Below are 15556 nucleotides of genomic sequence, written 5' to 3'. Positions count from 1 at the left end.
CCTAGATTTTCCAGTCACCGCGGCCCGGTGACGATAAAATGACCTCGCCACTGCTGACCACGACCGCAACGGTGCGGCTGTAGGTTTCGCCCAGATCCTCGGCCACCGCCCCGAGGGCATATTTCCACAGCACCTTTTTCACCGCCAGGGCATTGCGCTTACCGATATTAAAGGTGTTGTTGGGATCCATGATGCGGGCGCCGCCGGCCAGCTTAACAATGAAGCCACGGCCGCGCGGATCACAGCCCATCCGGCCCATCTGCTCCAGCAAGGCCGGAATACCGGTGTCGGCAAAGTAGCCGGGTCGGGTACGGGCCTTTTCCGGATTGATCTTCGCCTCGGGCAACGCCACATGCACCATGCCGACAGTACGTGTTTTGGGACACATCAGAATCACCGCAACGCACGAACCCAACGCGAAGGTCTTGACGACATCGGCCGGGTTATTGGAGGCGCCAAATTCACCAACGCCGAGAATGAGATTGCTCATCGAATCGTTTTCTCCGACAGCAGGGAAATAACCTCCCGGGCCATGTTGTCCAGCGACACCAGCCGTTCAGCACCACCGCGCTCGTAGGCCACTTTGGGCATGCCGAACACCACGCTGCTGGCCTCGTCCTGGGCCAGGTTGCGGGCGCCGGCCTGTTTCATCGCCAGCATGCCATCGGCGCCATCGGCGCCCATGCCGGTCAGCATGACGCCAATGGCGTTGCGCCCCACATGCTTGGCCACCGAATGCATCAACACATCGACCGACGGACAATGGCCGCTGACCTTTTCCCCCGGCGCACAGCGCACCTGATAGACACCGCCGGAGCGCACCACCTCCATCTGCAGGGCACCGGGCGCCACCAGAATCCGCCCCGGTCGAATACGGTCACCGTTCTCGGCCTCCTTCACCTCCATGGCGCACAGCTGGTTGAGGCGGTCGGAGAACATCTTGGTGAAGCCCGGCGGCATGTGCTGGACGATGACCACGCCCGGCATGCTGGGGGGAAACTGGGTCACCACCTTCTTGATGGCTTCGGTGCCCCCGGTAGAGGCACCGATGGCAACCACCTTGTCGGTCGATTCCGCCAGAGCTGTGGCGCTCAGACTGGCGGTGGCGCGCAGTTCGCAGCGGCGGCTTTTCCAGTGAGAGACATTGGCGGTGGAGGCAATCTTGATCTTGGTGCGCAGCTCGCTGAGCATGCCATTGAGGCCGGAGGCCACATTGGTGGTCGGCTTGGTGACAAAATCAACAGCACCGGCCTCCAGCGCGTCCATGGTGATCTGCTTGCCCCGCTGGGTCAGGGAACTGACCATGACCACCGGCATCGGATACTGCGGCATCAGCTTGCGCAGGAATTCTACGCCATCCATGCGCGGCATCTCGACATCAAGCGTCAGCACATCGGGCCGCAGCTCAATGATTTTGTCGCGCGCCATGTAAGGATCGGCGGCCGACCCCACCACCTCGATGACGGGATCAAGGGCGAGACCGCTGGTCAGAATCTGGCGCACCAGCGCCGAATCATCGACAACGAGAACGCGGATTTTCTTGGGCATGGTCGGTCAGTTTCCCTTCTGGTAAACGGCGGGCATGATATAGCGGAACAATGCGCTGTCGCGCCCCAGGGTCTCGGAATGGCCGATAAAGAAGTAGCCATCGGGCTCCATGGCCCGATGAAAACGTTGCACCAGCGCGTTACGCGTCTGCTGGTCGAAATAGATCATCACGTTACGGCAGAAGATGATCTGAAAGGGCTTTTTGAACGGGAAGCTGGTGTTCATCAGGTTGAAACGCCGGAAGGTTACCTCCTGGCGCAGGGTTTCGGCCACCTGCATCCGGCCATCGCCCAGCTGCACGAAATACTTGCGCTGCAAGGCCTCGGGCAATGAAGCCACCTTGTCAGCCGCGTAAATACCCTGCCGGGCGGTGGCCAGCACCCGCTCGGAGATGTCCGTCGCCAGCAGGCCGGCACTCCACTGGCGGTATTCGGTGCCAAGATATTCGTGCATCAACATCAACAGGGTGTAGGCTTCTTCACCGCTGGAGCAACCGGCGCACCAGACCCGCACATCCTTCTGCCCCCGCTGCCGCAGGCGGTTGCACACCTGCGGCAGCGCGGTTTTCAGAAAGTAGTCAAAATGATCCTTCTCACGGTTGAAATAGGTGTAGTTGGTGGAAATCAGGTTGACCAGATCACTAACGGCGCGACCGCTGGTATCCTTGGCCAGATAGTCGTAATAGTCCTGAAAACTGGCCAGGTTCTGGCTGCGCAGCAGCTTCTGCAGCCGACCGACCAGCAGCGAGCGCTTTTCCTCGGTCAGGTTGATGCCGAAACGACTGTAGATCAGACTGCGCAGGGCGGCGAACTCCTGATCGCTGATCTGCATCATCACAGCAGCGGCGCGCGCCTGGTCAACGGCGTCGATTCCCATGGATTTCCCTCCTGACGCCGGCGAGCGCTCTAGCGGTTTTCCACCAGATTACCGACGTCAATGATCAGGCAGACATCGCCGTTGCCCAGGATGGTACAGCCGGAGCAGCCCCGCACGTTGCCGATGTACTCCGACAGACCCTTGATCACGGTCTGCTGTTGACCGAGAATCTCGTCCACCAGCAAACAGACACTGCGCCCCTGATATTCCAGCACCACCAGAATGCCATCCACCAGATCGTGGTGATCGGGCTCGGCACTGAGCAGCTCATGCAGCCGCACCACCGGGAAGAAATGTTCGCGCACCCGCACCAGTTCTTCATTGTCCGGCGTGATGGTGATGGCTTCAGGCTGGGGTCGGAAGGCCTCCTTGATGGCAAGGATGGGCACGATGCACTTGGAGTCGCCGACCCGCACCAGCATGCCGTCGATGATAGCCAAAGTCAGCGGAATGCGCAGCTTGATGGTCGTGCCCTTGCCCGGCACGCTGCTGACATTGACCTTGCCCTTGATCTTTTCCAGATTCTGCTTGACCACGTCCATGCCGACACCGCGACCGGAGATATCGGTAATCTTCTCCGCCGTGGAAAACCCGGGCTGAAAGATCAGATTATAAACCATCTTGTCGGGCAGATCCGAACCGTCACCCTCGATCAGACCGTTTTTGATGGCCTTGGCGACAATCTTTTCGCGGTTGAGACCCCGACCGTCATCCTCCAGCGTGATCCAGACCTCGCCCTCTTCGTGGCAGGCCGACAGCCGGATGGTGCCGGTTTCACTCTTGCCGGCAGCTCGGCGTTCCTCCGGCGGTTCCAAGCCATGATCCATGGAATTACGCAGGATATGCACCAGCGGGTCGGTGATGGTTTCGATGACCGTTTTGTCAACCTCGGTTTCCTCACCGATCAGTTTCAGATCGACCTTCTTGCCCGACTTCACCGACAGATCATGCACCAGCCGGATCATGCGACGGAACAGCCCCGACACCGGCACCATGCGAATGATCATGGCCATTTCCTGCAGTTCCCGCACCAGCTTGCCCATCTGCTGGGCGGCCTTGCCGAAACTTTCCAGTTCCAGTCCTTCAAGGTCAGGGTTGTGAATGAGCATATTCTCGGCAATGACCAGCTCACCAATCAGATTGATCAGGTTGTCCAGTTTCTCCAGATCAACCCGAATATCCTGCCGTTTGGACGCCACTGGCCGGCTGGCCTTTTTCTGCGGCGCCGTTACCGGCCTGCGCACCTCAGACTGCGTTTTGAGCGCCTCGCTGACCTGCTCCGGCGAAACCTTGCCCAGCCCAACCAGCACATCGCCCAGCGGCTTTTTCTGCGAGGCCAGCGCCTCCTCGACATCCTCGGCCTGCACCATGCCCCGCTCGACCAGCACCTCACCCAGGCGGGGTGCCGGCAACGCCTTGAGAGCGGCCAGGTGCAGTTCCAGCTCCTCGATCAGATCCTTGCCCTGGGCACCCAGGTTGGACAGACCTTCCTTCAGCGCGTCCACCGCCGTTAGCAGCACCTCGAAGGGATTGTCGACCGCGAAGGCGCCACCGGTCTTGATCACATCCAGCACATTTTCCAGCTGATGACTGAGCCGTTCAAGACAGGCATAGCCGAAAAAGCCGCTGTTACCCTTAAAACTGTGAATATTGCGGAAGATCGAGCCCAGCGGTTCCAGATTGCCCGGATCCTTTTCCCATTCCAGCAAGCCCTGTTCAGCGCCGTCGAGCAGTTCTTCGGCCTCCTGCACAAAACGCTCAACCATCTCGCTGGTGATCTCCAGCATGAACTCTTCGGTGCTCGCAACGCCGGGCTCGGTCGGCTCAACGACAGTTTCCTCGGCGGCGGCAGGGGAGGAAGCAGTAGCAGCCGTCTCCGGTTCCGCCATGGCCTGATGCAAGCGTTCGGCCAGCAGTTCCGCCTGACCAGCCATGGGCTCATCGTTGAAGTGCTCGGACACCTGCTCCAGAGCTTCCTTGGTGAAATCACAACATTCGCACAGCAGGCCGACGTGGTCGGCCTGCAGCACCATCTTGCCGGAGCGCACCAGGTCCAGCAGGCTTTCCGCCGCGTGAGCCACCGTCGTGATATGATTGAACTCCAGAAAACCGGCGCTGCCCTTCATCGAATGAAACAGGCGGAAGACCGCATTGATCGTTTCCTGATCGGCCTTCTGCCCCAACTCGATGATCGTCGGTTCGAGTTGTTCGATCATGTCCTGACTTTCCTGGACAAATTCCAGGATAATTTCTATCTGATCGCTGCTCAAATCGTCGGTCATGGCGCTGTGCGTCTCCATGGAAAGCGGTAAACGGGTTGATGGCGTCGCAAAAACCCGCCAAAGGCTGCGTTGCTGCAATCGTCTCGCTCCTTAACGTACATCTGTACGCTTCAAGGCTCGACGGCTTGCGCGCCTTGCAGGTGGCGCTTTTCTTGCTGAGCCATCCAACATCGATATTCTTTGCGAAAGCATCTCAACGGCTGCAGGTACGCGGCTCTTGTCGGACTGCCGCTGTAGCGCCGGTCGGGCAGCAGCCCGACCGGCGCTACACTATAACAGCAAAGACGGTGATTGCTGAACAGATTTTTGTCTGGAAAGTTGTCAAAATCATGACTTTTTCGTCCCGGAGCGGGCCGGCTGGCAACAGGGGCCCCAGGCAGCCCAGCACCAGAAAAGACGCTATTCCGACAGTTTGCAGCCAGACAGCAGCCCCTTAAAAGAAAAGCGCATATTTCTTGCAGTTACCGGCTAAAGCCGGCAGTCGCCGCCCCGAAAAGAAATCCGGACAACACGCGGCGACAGCCTCGGGACAGGACCCCCATGAACGTGATAAAGGCGATGATGCTCCCGCTGCTGGCGCTGCTACTGCTAGCCCGCACCGGGTCAGTCCTGGCGGCCGAGGCGGTGTTGCTGCAGGAAATGGTGAAACAGGACGACGCCAACCTCAGCCGCTTCGTGTTGCGCTTCGACCGCATGCCGGGGTTCCGCGTCGAGACCTCGGGCCAGAAAATTGACATCATCCTGGAAGAAGCCAGCCTGGCCGCCAACGCTCCATTGCCGCCCAGCGACGAACGGTTGGTGCGCATCCTGGCTGGCCAGACCAGCGACACGCTGGTCCTGTCACTGCTGCTGCGCCGGCCACCCTATTTCGTCAACCCGGTACGCGATCGGCTGGAAAACCGCCTGACCATCGATGTGCACTGGCGCGATGATCAGAGCCGCTCCCGGCCAGCCATTGCCCGGGCCCTGCCGGGGCATGTGGCCATCTCCGGCGACGGCAGCCTCAGCGCCCGCAGCCTGGAATCGGGCTACCGCGGTCGCTGGAGCGATTTTTTCACCGAATATGAACGACCGCTACAGTTGCCGGCCCAGCTGCGGTACAGCTGGCCACCGTTTCCCTGCCTGCAGTATTTCCGCGACGTGGAGCCCCTGCTGTCGGGCGAGGTACTTGACCAGGCTCAGCAACGCAACTGGTCACAGGCGCTGGAAGCCTGTGACCGCATCGACCGCCAGAGACTGGCGCCGATGCAACAGATCGGCCTGGAACTGATCCGGGTCGAGCTGCTGCTGCGGGCCGACCGCCACCGCCAGGCGGCCGACCTGCTGCAACAACTGCGACTGCAACTGCAGGAAGAAACGCCCAGACCGGCAGATTTGCAGGATTGCGCCGAGCTGTTGGAGCTCTATCTGCTGGCCCAGCGCAGTGAGACCCCTTTTGAGTTGTTGGCCCAGCTCGATCTGCTGATGGAGAACAACGCCCTCCCCGACGTTGCCGAACAGCTGCGGCTGCTGCAGATCGAAGCTTTTTTGGTGGCCGGCAACGCTGAACTGGCGGCCAGCCTGGCCGAGGAGGCGCTCCAGGGAGATCCCGGCCCGCCGCAAGGCCGACTGCAACAGCGGCTGGCCGATGCCTGGTTTCTGCAGGGGCGCCTCGAAATGGCCACAGACCTGTATCAGGAACTCGGCCAACAAATCGATGACGCACCCTTTTCACTGGCAGGTTACAGCCTCGGTCTTTATCGCCAGAGGCGCTTTGACGAGGCCCTGCTGGCTCTGCGCCGCCTGCTGGAGCAGTCCAGCGACAGCGATCTGCGCGACCAGGCGCGCTACGCCATCGCCTTGGCGCTGCTGCACCGCGGCGAAGCCAACAGCGCCCTGGCCCAGCTGCACCAGATTTTTCCGGGCAACGAAGGCGGCCTGCTGGCCCGTGCCAAAATCGCCGATCTGAGTGTCGCCGGTGGCGACGCCCGCAGCCGAGCTCAGGCCCTGGAAGACTACGCCCTGCTGGAAGAACGCTTCAGTGATCGGGCAGCCCGGGCCGAAATGCAGTTCAAGCAGGCGCTGGTGCTGTTTCTGCTGGAACGGCGGGCCGAGGCGGTTGAGCAGCTGCGCCAATTCCTGATCAGCGACCGCCTGACCGATCTGCGCCCCCATGCGCTGGCACTGCTGGCCGAGCTGCTGCCCGGCCTGATCGACCAGTACGTACAGGAGGAACGTTATTTCGACGCGCTGGTGCTGGTCGAACAGAATCGTGAGATTCTTGTGGCCAGCCAGCGCAACTACGACTTTCTGCTGCAACTGGGCACGGTGTTTTCCCGCCTGCAATTCGCCGAGCGGGCACTGCGACTGTACCAGTACCTGCTGGACGCCACCGCTGATGCTGACCGACGGGCCGCCATCTACCCGCCCTTGCTGCAGGCCCTGGCCGCACTGCAACAGCATCAGCAGGTTATTGATTATGCCCGCCGCTACCAGCAGGAGTACCCCGCCGGAACCCAGCAGGATCAGGTTCTGCTGGCGCTGGTGCACGCCCTGCTGGCCCAGGGTGACACGGCGGCGGCCGATCAGATCCTGCACGATCGGCAACGCCCCTTCGGTGTCGCCCTTGAACAGCTGGCCGCCCGGCGGGCCGAGCAGCGCGGCGCGCTGGCCGTGGCCCGCCGCCATCTGGACCAACTGGAAGCGCAGGCGCCGCAGGCCATGACCGCCGAAGATCGTTTCCTGCTGGCTGATCTCTGTGCCCGGTTGGGCGATCTGGTTCGGGCCAGCGCCCTGTACCGCCAGACCGCTAAAAACCCGGGGCTGCGGCTGGCCTCGCTTTATCGCCTGGGAGAACTGGCGCTGCAACAGGGGCAACGGCAGGAGGGACTAAGGTTTTTACGCCAGGTGGCCGAAACAGAAGAACCTTCCGCCTGGAAGGACCTCGCCCGTGAAGCCTTGCGCATGGCCGGCTTCAGGCCGCTGTAACCCTATCCGGCGCAGCGCGGCACAGCGACAGCCGCAGCGTTTCACCAGGAGAAGCCCATGTCCATTCTGTTTGACAAAACCGCGCAGGTTCTGAAAAAAAGTTTGGATCTACGCAGCATCAACCAGCAGGTCATCGCTTCGAACATCGCCAACGCCGAAACGCCGGGCTATGCCGTGCAGCGTTTCGAGTTCCAGCAGAGTTTGCGCGAAGCCCTGCTGGCCGAGCGTTCTCCGCTCTGGCGCACCCATGCGCGCCACCTGCCGTCGGGCCAGCTGGACCAGGTCCAGGGTCGGCTGGTCAGCCACCCCGACCGTAGCGGTGTCGGTGACGGCAACAGTGTCAATGTCGATCACGAAATGATCCTGCTGACGGAAAACCAACTGATGTACGAAGCCTCAACCCAGTTACTTAACAAGAAACTCGGCATTCTCAAATACGCCATTCAGGGCGCCTGATCACACCTGCGCGTCCGCCCACGAGGTCACCCATGGGAATCTTCACCAGCTTTGAAGTCGGTGCCAGCGCTTTAACTGCCCAGCGCGTCCGACTGGACACCATCAGCTCCAACATGGCCAACGTCGAAACCACCCGTACGCCCGAAGGTGGCCCCTACCGGCGCAAGATGGTGGTATTCGAAACCCGCAAAATGGATTTCGCCGGTCAGCTTAACGCCTCCCTGCAGCAGCGGGCCGCTACCGGTGTCGGTGTGCGACAGATTGTCAGTGATACCAGTGAACCTCGGCTGGTATTCGATCCGGGGCATCCGGATGCCAATGAGCAGGGCTACGTCGCCCTGCCCAACATTGACCTGCTCAAGGAAACCGCCGACATGATGCTGGCCACCCGCGCCTATGAAGCCAACCTGACCAGCATCAAAACCGCCAAGCGCATGGCGTTAAAGGCCCTCGAAATCGGCAAGTAACCCCCGCAGGAGTGTGGCCATGAAAGACCTTACCGTCGGCACCCAGCTCAAGACTCTGCTGCCTTCGCCGCTGGCCTCCGAGCAGCCCCAGGGCAGCGGCTTCGCCGAATTGCTGGGCGAAGCCCTGTCGCGCACCAACCAATCCCAGTTAGAGGCTGATCAGGCTGCCATCGCCCTGCAGAGCGGCGAGGCAGAAAACCTGCATGACGTAATGCTGGCCATGGAGGAAGCCGATATCTCCATGCGGCTGCTGGTACAGATGCGCAACAAGGTGACCGAAGCCTACAAAGAAATCATGAACATGCAGGTCTGACAAGCGGCTGTACAATTCCTGCTGCCTGTTCGCCTGACACGGAAGGTGCTGCCCGATGGCTGTTGACCTCAAGGGAAGTTTACTCGCGGCGATGCGTAACTGGCCGTTGTCGCGCAAGATCAGTCTTGCGGCAGTTGCCCTGTTCTCGCTGAGCCTGTTCGCCATCATCATCCTGCAATCGCGCCAGACAGAACATGAGCTGTTGTTCGCCAATCTGGCACCGGACGATGCTTCGGCAATCGTCGCCTGGCTGAAGGATCGCAAGATTCCTTATGAACTGCATGGTAGCGGCAATACCATCTACATTCCGGCGGAACTGGTCCACGAAACCCGCTTGGAACTGACCGGGGCCGGCCTGCCCCAGGGGGGCGGAGTCGGCTTCGAAATCTTTGACAGCCAGAGTCTGGGCATTACCGACTTTGTACAGCAGGTCAACTACCTGCGAGCCCTGCAGGGCGAACTGGCGCGGACCATCGCTGCCCTGTCGCCGGTCGAAGCCGCCCGCGTACATCTGGCCCTGCCACAGAAGCGCCTGTTCAAAAGCCAACAACAACCGGCCACGGCCTCCATCATCGTGCGCCTGGTGGCCGGACAGCAGCTCAAGGAATCCCAGGTGCAGGGCATTGTCAACCTGGTGGCCGGCAGTGTCGAAGGACTGGAGCCAGCCTATGTGACCGTGGTCGATACCGCGGGCAAGGTGCTGTCGAAAAAACCGGAGGAAGGCCTTGGCGGCCCCATGACACCGGGCATGCTGGAATACCAGCAGGCGGTCGAACGCCAGCTGGAAACTCGCGCCCAGGCCATGCTCGATCGCGCTCTCGGTCCGGCCAATTCCCTGGTCAAGGTCACCGCCACACTCGATTTTTCCCAGGTGGAGAAGCTGGAGGAACATTACGATCCGAAAAGCGCGGTGCCCCGCAGTGAACAGATGCAGGAACAAAAAGCAGCGGATGCCGGCGGTGCCGGTGGTGTCCCGGGCGTTGAATCCAATCTCGGCACCGGCGCGGCGAATCTGGTCGGCGGCGCTGGCGGCAACAGTTCCAGTTCGGCTGAAACCACCAATTACGAAATCAGCAAGGTGGTGAACCGCATTGTCGCACCGGTCGGCACCATCAAACAGCTGTCGGTTTCGGTACTGGTTGCCGATACCGCCGCGTCCGACGAAACCAGCAGCGAATTGCGTTTTGAGCCGCGTAATGAGCAGGAGTTGCGTGGCATCGAGCGCATGGTGCAAAGCGCCCTGGGCATCGACAACGGCCGCGGCGACCAGCTGACCGTGGTCTCAATGCCCTTCGCCAATGACTTCTACAGTCAGCCAAGCCTGCCGGAACCCGACTGGTCTGACCGCCTGCTCGATTTTGCGCCGGCACTGAAATATGTCGGTCTGGCCCTGGCCGGGCTGCTGACCTACCTGCTGCTGCTGCGGCCGACCCTGCGCACCCTGCAGCAGGAGTCCACCGTACAGCATATGAAAACAGTCAAGGAGTTGGAGGAAGAGCTGGCCGCCGGTCGTAGCCGCACCACCCAGCTCAACCCTACTGAACAGATGCGCCAGAACATTCTCAAGGGCGAACATTCACCGGCCCAGGTCATCCGCACCTGGCTGTCGGAAGAAAAATAACCCGGCACTTGCCCACCTGAGCCGCTGAGGATCATAATCGTGAGCAATCTACAATATAACCGCATGAGCGGTCTTGAAAAGGCTGCCATTCTTCTGCTGTGTCTGGGGGAAACCGCCACGGCGGCGGTTTTCCGTGAACTGTCGCCGACGGATGTCCGCACCCTCACCCGGGTGATGATGGGTATTGAGCACATTCCTGCCGAACTGGCCTCGGAAGTGATGATGGAGTTTCAAAACGCCCAGAAAAAAAATCCCGGCATGTTTATCAAAAGCCATGAATTCATCCGTCGGGCACTCGCTGAAACCGGCGACGAACGCAGTGAACAGATTTACCAGGAGGTGATCAGCGGGGTTGAAACACGGCCACTGGAAACCATCGCCACCATGCAGCCACGCATGGTAGCCAGCCTGCTTGAAGGCGAACATCCACAGACCCTGGCGCTGATCCTGTCGACGCAGAAATCCGACCACACCAGCAAGGTGCTCAAATATCTACCCGATGGACTGGCCGCCGATGTCATGTACCGCATCGCCCGCATCGAGAAGGTGGCGCCAGAGGTGCTGGCCCAGATCGAAGAAGCCCTGATGCGCGAGATCGGTGGGATCGTCAGCAAGGAACAGCAGGAGGTTGGCGGGGTCGACAAGGTGGTCGACATTCTCGGCCGCATGGAAAAAGGCAGCGACCGCGCAATTCTCGACAGCATCGAATCACAGGATCCCGATCTGGCCGAATCCATCCGCAAAAAAATGTTCACCTTCAGCGACCTGGTCAATATCGACAATCGCGCCATGCAGATGATTCTGCGCGAGATTAACAACGACACCCTGACCATGGCGTTGAAGACCGCGCCGGAAGATCTAAAGAACAAGATATTCTCCAACATCTCCAACCGGGCCGCCGAAATGATTCAGGAAGATCTCGAAGCCATGGGACCGGTACGGCTGTCTGACGTAGAGGCCATGCAACAAACCATCGTCAAGCTGGCATTGAAACTGGAGGAGGAAGGTCAGATCGTGATTCCGGGCCGCGGAGCCGGCGATGTCCTCGTCTAGAATCCTGCGCGGAGGCGAGATGCCGCCAACCCGACCGGTACGGCTGTGCGATCTGGCTGAGCTAAAGCCCGGTCAACCCGGCAGTTTCGTGCCGGCGGCTGACTGCGCTGCCAGCGCTCCAGCCGAACCGGCGACGCCAGTGGCCAGCGCCGCAACAACCGAACCGGCCAAGGCTCAGGCCAAGGCCAGCAAATCCGCCAGCGCCAGCCCGCCACCAGCCGCACCAGAACCGGCCCAGAGCGCCCAGGAGCGCGAGCAACTGCGTCAGCAGGCCTACGACGAAGGCTTTGCCGCCGCCGAAAAAAAACTTCATCAACAGTTCGACAGTACCACCAAGGCCCTCGGCGACGCCTGCCGCCAGATCAGCCGGGCCCGGGAGCAGATTCTCCAGCGCAGCCGTGATGACATGCTGGAACTGGTAATCGCCATCGCCCAACGGGTCATTCAGCTGGAAGTAGAGGAACGCCGCGACCTGATCCGCTTCACGGTCGAAAAAGCCATCGCTGCCGCCGTGCAGGCCGAGGAATTCCATATCCGGGTACACCCGGAGGATATGGCTGTGGTCGAAGAGCACAAGCCGCTGTTCATTGCCAGCCTCAGCGGCCTGAGCAACATCGAATTCGTTGCCGACCGTTCCTTGAGCCGTGGCGGCTGTGTACTTGAGTCGCCAGCCGGCAAGGTCGACGCCCGCATCGAAACTCAGCTGGATGAGATCTTCAGCCATCTGCGCAGCAAGGCCGGAGAACCCTCATGAACGGCCTGCGCGAGCTGGGAAGCAGCCTGCGCACGCTTTCGCCTCTGCGGGTCTGGGGCAAGGTCACCAAAATCGTCGGACTGGTGGTGGAAGGCTTCTGCACCTCGGCCACCGTCGGCACCCTCTGTGAAATCCTCCCTCTTGACGGTGGTGAAGCGGTGGCAGCCGAGGTGGTCGGCTTCCGCGAAGGGCATACCCTGCTGATGCCTCTGGGCGAACTGCGAGGGCTGGGGCCAGGCAGCCTGATCCGGGTGCTGCGCAGCAGCGCGACCCTGGATTGCAGCAACCGGCTGCTGGGACGCGTCATTGATGCCATGGGCCAGCCCATCGATGGCCTGCCGCCCATTGTGGGAGAGCGCGAAATGCCGGTCTACGGCCTGCCACCTGGGCCGATGGAACGGCGCAAGATCTCCGAGCCGCTTGATCTGGGCGTGCGGGCCATCAATGCCCTGCTGACCTGCGGCAAGGGCCAACGCATGGGCATCATGGCCGGCTCGGGTGTCGGCAAGAGCGTACTGCTCGGCACCATGGCCAAACACTCCCGCGCCGACGTCAACGTCATCGCCCTGATCGGTGAACGCGGCCGTGAGGTCCGTGAATTCATCGAGCGTGATCTGGGCGAGGAAGGCCTGGCACGCTCGGTTGTGCTGGTCGCCACCTCCGACCGCTCACCGCTCTTGCGCATGCGCGGCGCCTTTGTCGCCACCACCCTGGCCGAGTACTTCTGTCGTCAGGGACGCGATGTGCTGCTGATGATGGACTCCGTCACCCGTTTCGCCATGGCCATGCGCGAGGTCGGTCTGGCCATTGGCGAGCCACCAACCACCAAAGGGTATACCCCATCGGTGTTCGCCACTTTGCCCAAACTGCTCGAACGAGCCGGCAGTTTCAAACAGCAGGGCACCATCACCGGCCTGTACACGGTTCTGGTGGAAGGCGACGACATGAACGAGCCCATCGCTGACAGTGTCCGCTCGATTCTCGACGGTCATATCGTGCTCTCGCGCGAACTGGCCGCCAGGAACCACTACCCCTGCATCGACATCCTGCATTCCGCCAGTCGCGTCATGCGCGATATCATCAGCCCCGAGCATCAGCGCAGCAGCGCCAAGATTCGGGAGATCCTCGCCACCCACAAGCAGGCCGAGGACCTCATCAATATCGGGGCCTACGCCAGCGGCAGCAACCCCAGAATCGACTATGCCATTTCACGCATCGACGCCGTCAACAGCTTCCTGTGCCAGGGCATGGACGAACGCGACACACTGGAAGGCTCCATCACCGCCATGAACGGCCTGGTTCTCGACCGGCGCAGCAAAGACCGTGACACCCCCTGATTCTCCAACCCAATGAGGTTCGGCCATGGCTTCATCCTTTCGGCTGCAGGCAGTTCTTGAACATCGCCAGCGCCTCGAAGACCGTTGCCGCCAGCAGCTGGCGGCAGCACTGCAGTGCTGCCAGCAACTACAGCAGCAATACCAGCAGCTGACCGACCGGTGCGACAGCTTGGCCTCCGAATACACCCAGCGCCAACAGGCCGGCATGACCATCGCGGATCTGCTGTTATACGAAAACGGTCTCAACACCCTGCGCGAAGAGCGCGTGCAGCTTGGACTGAGCCTGAAAAAGGCTCAAGACCAGATCGTCCGTTGCCGAGAAGAACTGGCGGAAGCAAGTCGCAATAAAAAACTGCTTGAGAAGCTCAAGGACAAAAAAATGCTTGAAGCCAAACACGAACAACTGCGACAGGAGATGCTGCAACTCGATGAGGTCGCCCTGCGGTTCCGCAACGGAGAGGAACCATGAGCCGGATCCTCATCGGCCTGCTATTGCTGGTGCTGTTGCTGGCACCGGCCATTCCCGGCGGCAGCGACAGTGAAACGCCCGAGCTGGAAGATCCGGGCATCACCTCGGTGGAACAGCGCCGGCTGCTGGCGGAGCTCAAGGAGAACCAGCTGCGCCAGCAACAGCAGCTGCAGGAACTGGAAAATCGCGAAATGGCCCTAAAGCTGCTGCAAGACGAGGTCGATAAGAAACTCGACGAATTGCAGCGCTTGCGCCTGCAGGTCGAAAAACTACTGGCCGAGAAAGATGCTCGTGAGCAGGCCAAGGTTGAGGAGCTGGCGCAAATGTACAACCGCATGGACAGCGCCCGCGCCGCCGCCATTCTTCAGGAACTTGACCAGGAACTGGCCGTCGCCATTCTGGGTGGCATGAAAGCCCGCAGTGCCGGCAAGGTGCTGGCGGGCATGGAAGGCGAGAAAGCTGCCCGCATCAGCCAAGCCTATTCCACCCTGAAACAGGATTGATCCGGCTACACTCACCAGCCGCCAGCGACACCGACCAACAAGGGAGACGCCATGCAAACCGCCGCCATCCTGCCCCAACTGGCCACAGCTGCCGCACCAGCCAGAACCATCGGCAGCGACAGCCGCGCCTTTGCTCCCGCCATGGAGCAGGCCAGTAGTGCCATCGGCCAGAAGGGTCAACGCGCCTCCGACAGAGGCAGCGATCTGGCCGGCGCGGTCAATGCCCAGGCAAACAACAGCGGACAAACGCAGATTCAGACTGCGAATCCCCATGTCGCAGTAGCCGGAACTCCCGAGGCAGGGGACCAACAACCTGGTGTCACCGCTCAACCTCATCCGTGGAGCGAACAACAACCAGGCAAAGGCCAAAGGCCAACCGAGCCAATTGCGACAGCCTTCAGACAGAAGCCAGAAACGGACCTAACCGCTTTGGCATTGGCAATTAGCAGCGATGTCGCGCGGCGGGAGCCTGATTTGTCCAACTTTTCAGAGAGAACTCTTCTGAATGCCGATCACAATACCTGGCAAAAAAATCCTGCAGCAACCCTAAGCAGCATATCCTCCCACCTCACGCAAGCTGTGACAGCAGGAGAACAATCTACAGCAATTACGACCCCCGCTGGCTTAAGTAATGTCATGTCCGGCATCTCCATACAGCCAGCAGCCCTCCAGGAATCGGTGGATGCGGCTAGAGACAAGATCATCCCTTTGTATGACGCTGAACCCGGAGACGAGCCATCCTCGCCGCAGCTGTTGCGCCAGCTTGCTGACACCGCAATGCAACGGAATGAAGTTCCCTCCGTGATGGCCAGCGCTGCTGAAACGCTCTCGCCTGTCATCGATGACCTGACCTTGCCGCTGCAGGCCCGCTCATTGCCCGCCGCTGCCCAGCAGACAGCAGCGACGACGG

General features: G+C 60.8%; 15 protein-coding genes. 11 read left to right on the top strand and 4 right to left on the bottom strand.

Features of this window, described 5'->3' with window-relative positions; all coding sequences use genetic code 11:
• Position 1: 1 nt before the first annotated feature.
• Genes BLR80_RS07390 through BLR80_RS07375 form a run of 4 tightly spaced genes read right to left on the bottom strand, consistent with a single transcriptional unit; the run spans position 2 to position 4706 of the window.
• Positions 2 to 490, bottom strand: a complete 489-nt coding sequence (locus BLR80_RS07390) for a chemotaxis protein CheD (protein ID WP_092078042.1) — start codon at positions 488 to 490, stop codon at positions 2 to 4.
• Entirely contained in the window at positions 487 to 1548 is a 1062-nt protein-coding gene (locus BLR80_RS07385) for a protein-glutamate methylesterase/protein-glutamine glutaminase (protein ID WP_092078039.1), read from the bottom strand. Before BLR80_RS07385 ends, BLR80_RS07390 begins: the two co-directional genes overlap by 4 nt.
• Before the next feature lie 6 nt (positions 1549 to 1554).
• Complete coding sequence (locus BLR80_RS07380; protein ID WP_216095189.1) at positions 1555 to 2424, bottom strand: CheR family methyltransferase; 870 nt, start codon at positions 2422 to 2424, stop codon at positions 1555 to 1557.
• Positions 2425 to 2453: 29 nt separating this feature from the next.
• Positions 2454 to 4706, bottom strand: coding sequence for a chemotaxis protein CheA (locus tag BLR80_RS07375; RefSeq protein ID WP_092078036.1), 2253 nt, complete (start codon positions 4704 to 4706; stop codon positions 2454 to 2456).
• A gap of 540 nt (positions 4707 to 5246) precedes the next feature.
• Between BLR80_RS07375 and BLR80_RS07370 the strand changes: the two genes are divergently transcribed.
• The 11 genes from BLR80_RS07370 to BLR80_RS12925 form a co-directional block, all read left to right on the top strand.
• Complete coding sequence (locus BLR80_RS07370) at positions 5247 to 7673, top strand: tetratricopeptide repeat protein (RefSeq protein ID WP_143012104.1); 2427 nt, start codon at positions 5247 to 5249, stop codon at positions 7671 to 7673.
• Between the two features lie 57 nt (positions 7674 to 7730).
• Positions 7731 to 8129 (top strand): flagellar basal body rod protein FlgB, encoded by a 399-nt coding sequence (flgB, locus tag BLR80_RS07365; RefSeq protein WP_092078030.1) that lies wholly within the window; start codon positions 7731 to 7733, stop codon positions 8127 to 8129.
• Positions 8130 to 8161: 32 nt separating this feature from the next.
• Positions 8162 to 8596, top strand: a complete 435-nt coding sequence (flgC, locus tag BLR80_RS07360; protein ID WP_092078027.1) for a flagellar basal body rod protein FlgC — start codon at positions 8162 to 8164, stop codon at positions 8594 to 8596.
• A 19-nt stretch (positions 8597 to 8615) separates the two neighbouring features.
• Entirely contained in the window at positions 8616 to 8909 is a 294-nt protein-coding gene (gene fliE / locus BLR80_RS07355; RefSeq protein WP_092078024.1) for a flagellar hook-basal body complex protein FliE, read from the top strand.
• Positions 8910 to 9000: 91 nt separating this feature from the next.
• The gene (gene fliF, locus BLR80_RS07350; protein ID WP_245691402.1) at positions 9001 to 10530 is read left to right on the top strand and encodes a flagellar basal-body MS-ring/collar protein FliF; all 1530 of its coding nucleotides are present in this window, start codon (positions 9001 to 9003) and stop codon (positions 10528 to 10530) included.
• A gap of 39 nt (positions 10531 to 10569) precedes the next feature.
• Positions 10570 to 11583, top strand: a complete 1014-nt coding sequence (fliG, locus tag BLR80_RS07345; protein WP_245691400.1) for a flagellar motor switch protein FliG — start codon at positions 10570 to 10572, stop codon at positions 11581 to 11583.
• Complete coding sequence (locus BLR80_RS07340) at positions 11570 to 12337, top strand: FliH/SctL family protein (RefSeq protein WP_092078015.1); 768 nt, start codon at positions 11570 to 11572, stop codon at positions 12335 to 12337. The genes fliG and BLR80_RS07340 overlap by 14 nt, the downstream gene beginning before the upstream one ends.
• The gene (locus BLR80_RS07335; protein WP_092078012.1) at positions 12334 to 13674 is read left to right on the top strand and encodes a FliI/YscN family ATPase; all 1341 of its coding nucleotides are present in this window, start codon (positions 12334 to 12336) and stop codon (positions 13672 to 13674) included. The genes BLR80_RS07340 and BLR80_RS07335 overlap by 4 nt, the downstream gene beginning before the upstream one ends.
• 25 nt (positions 13675 to 13699) lie before the next feature.
• Positions 13700 to 14143, top strand: a complete 444-nt coding sequence (gene fliJ, locus BLR80_RS07330) for a flagellar export protein FliJ (protein WP_092078009.1) — start codon at positions 13700 to 13702, stop codon at positions 14141 to 14143.
• The gene (locus tag BLR80_RS07325) at positions 14140 to 14646 is read left to right on the top strand and encodes a MotE family protein (protein ID WP_092078007.1); all 507 of its coding nucleotides are present in this window, start codon (positions 14140 to 14142) and stop codon (positions 14644 to 14646) included. Before fliJ ends, BLR80_RS07325 begins: the two co-directional genes overlap by 4 nt.
• A gap of 51 nt (positions 14647 to 14697) precedes the next feature.
• On the top strand, positions 14698 to 15556 hold an 859-nt coding region (locus BLR80_RS12925), incomplete at its 3' end, for a hypothetical protein (RefSeq protein WP_171906359.1).

Source organism: Desulfuromonas thiophila (genome assembly GCF_900101955.1).
Lineage (GTDB): Bacteria > Desulfobacterota > Desulfuromonadia > Desulfuromonadales > Desulfuromonadaceae > Pseudodesulfuromonas > Pseudodesulfuromonas thiophila.
The sequence above is the reverse complement of the archived record's forward strand: the minus strand, read 5'-3'. Positions and strand labels throughout refer to the sequence as shown.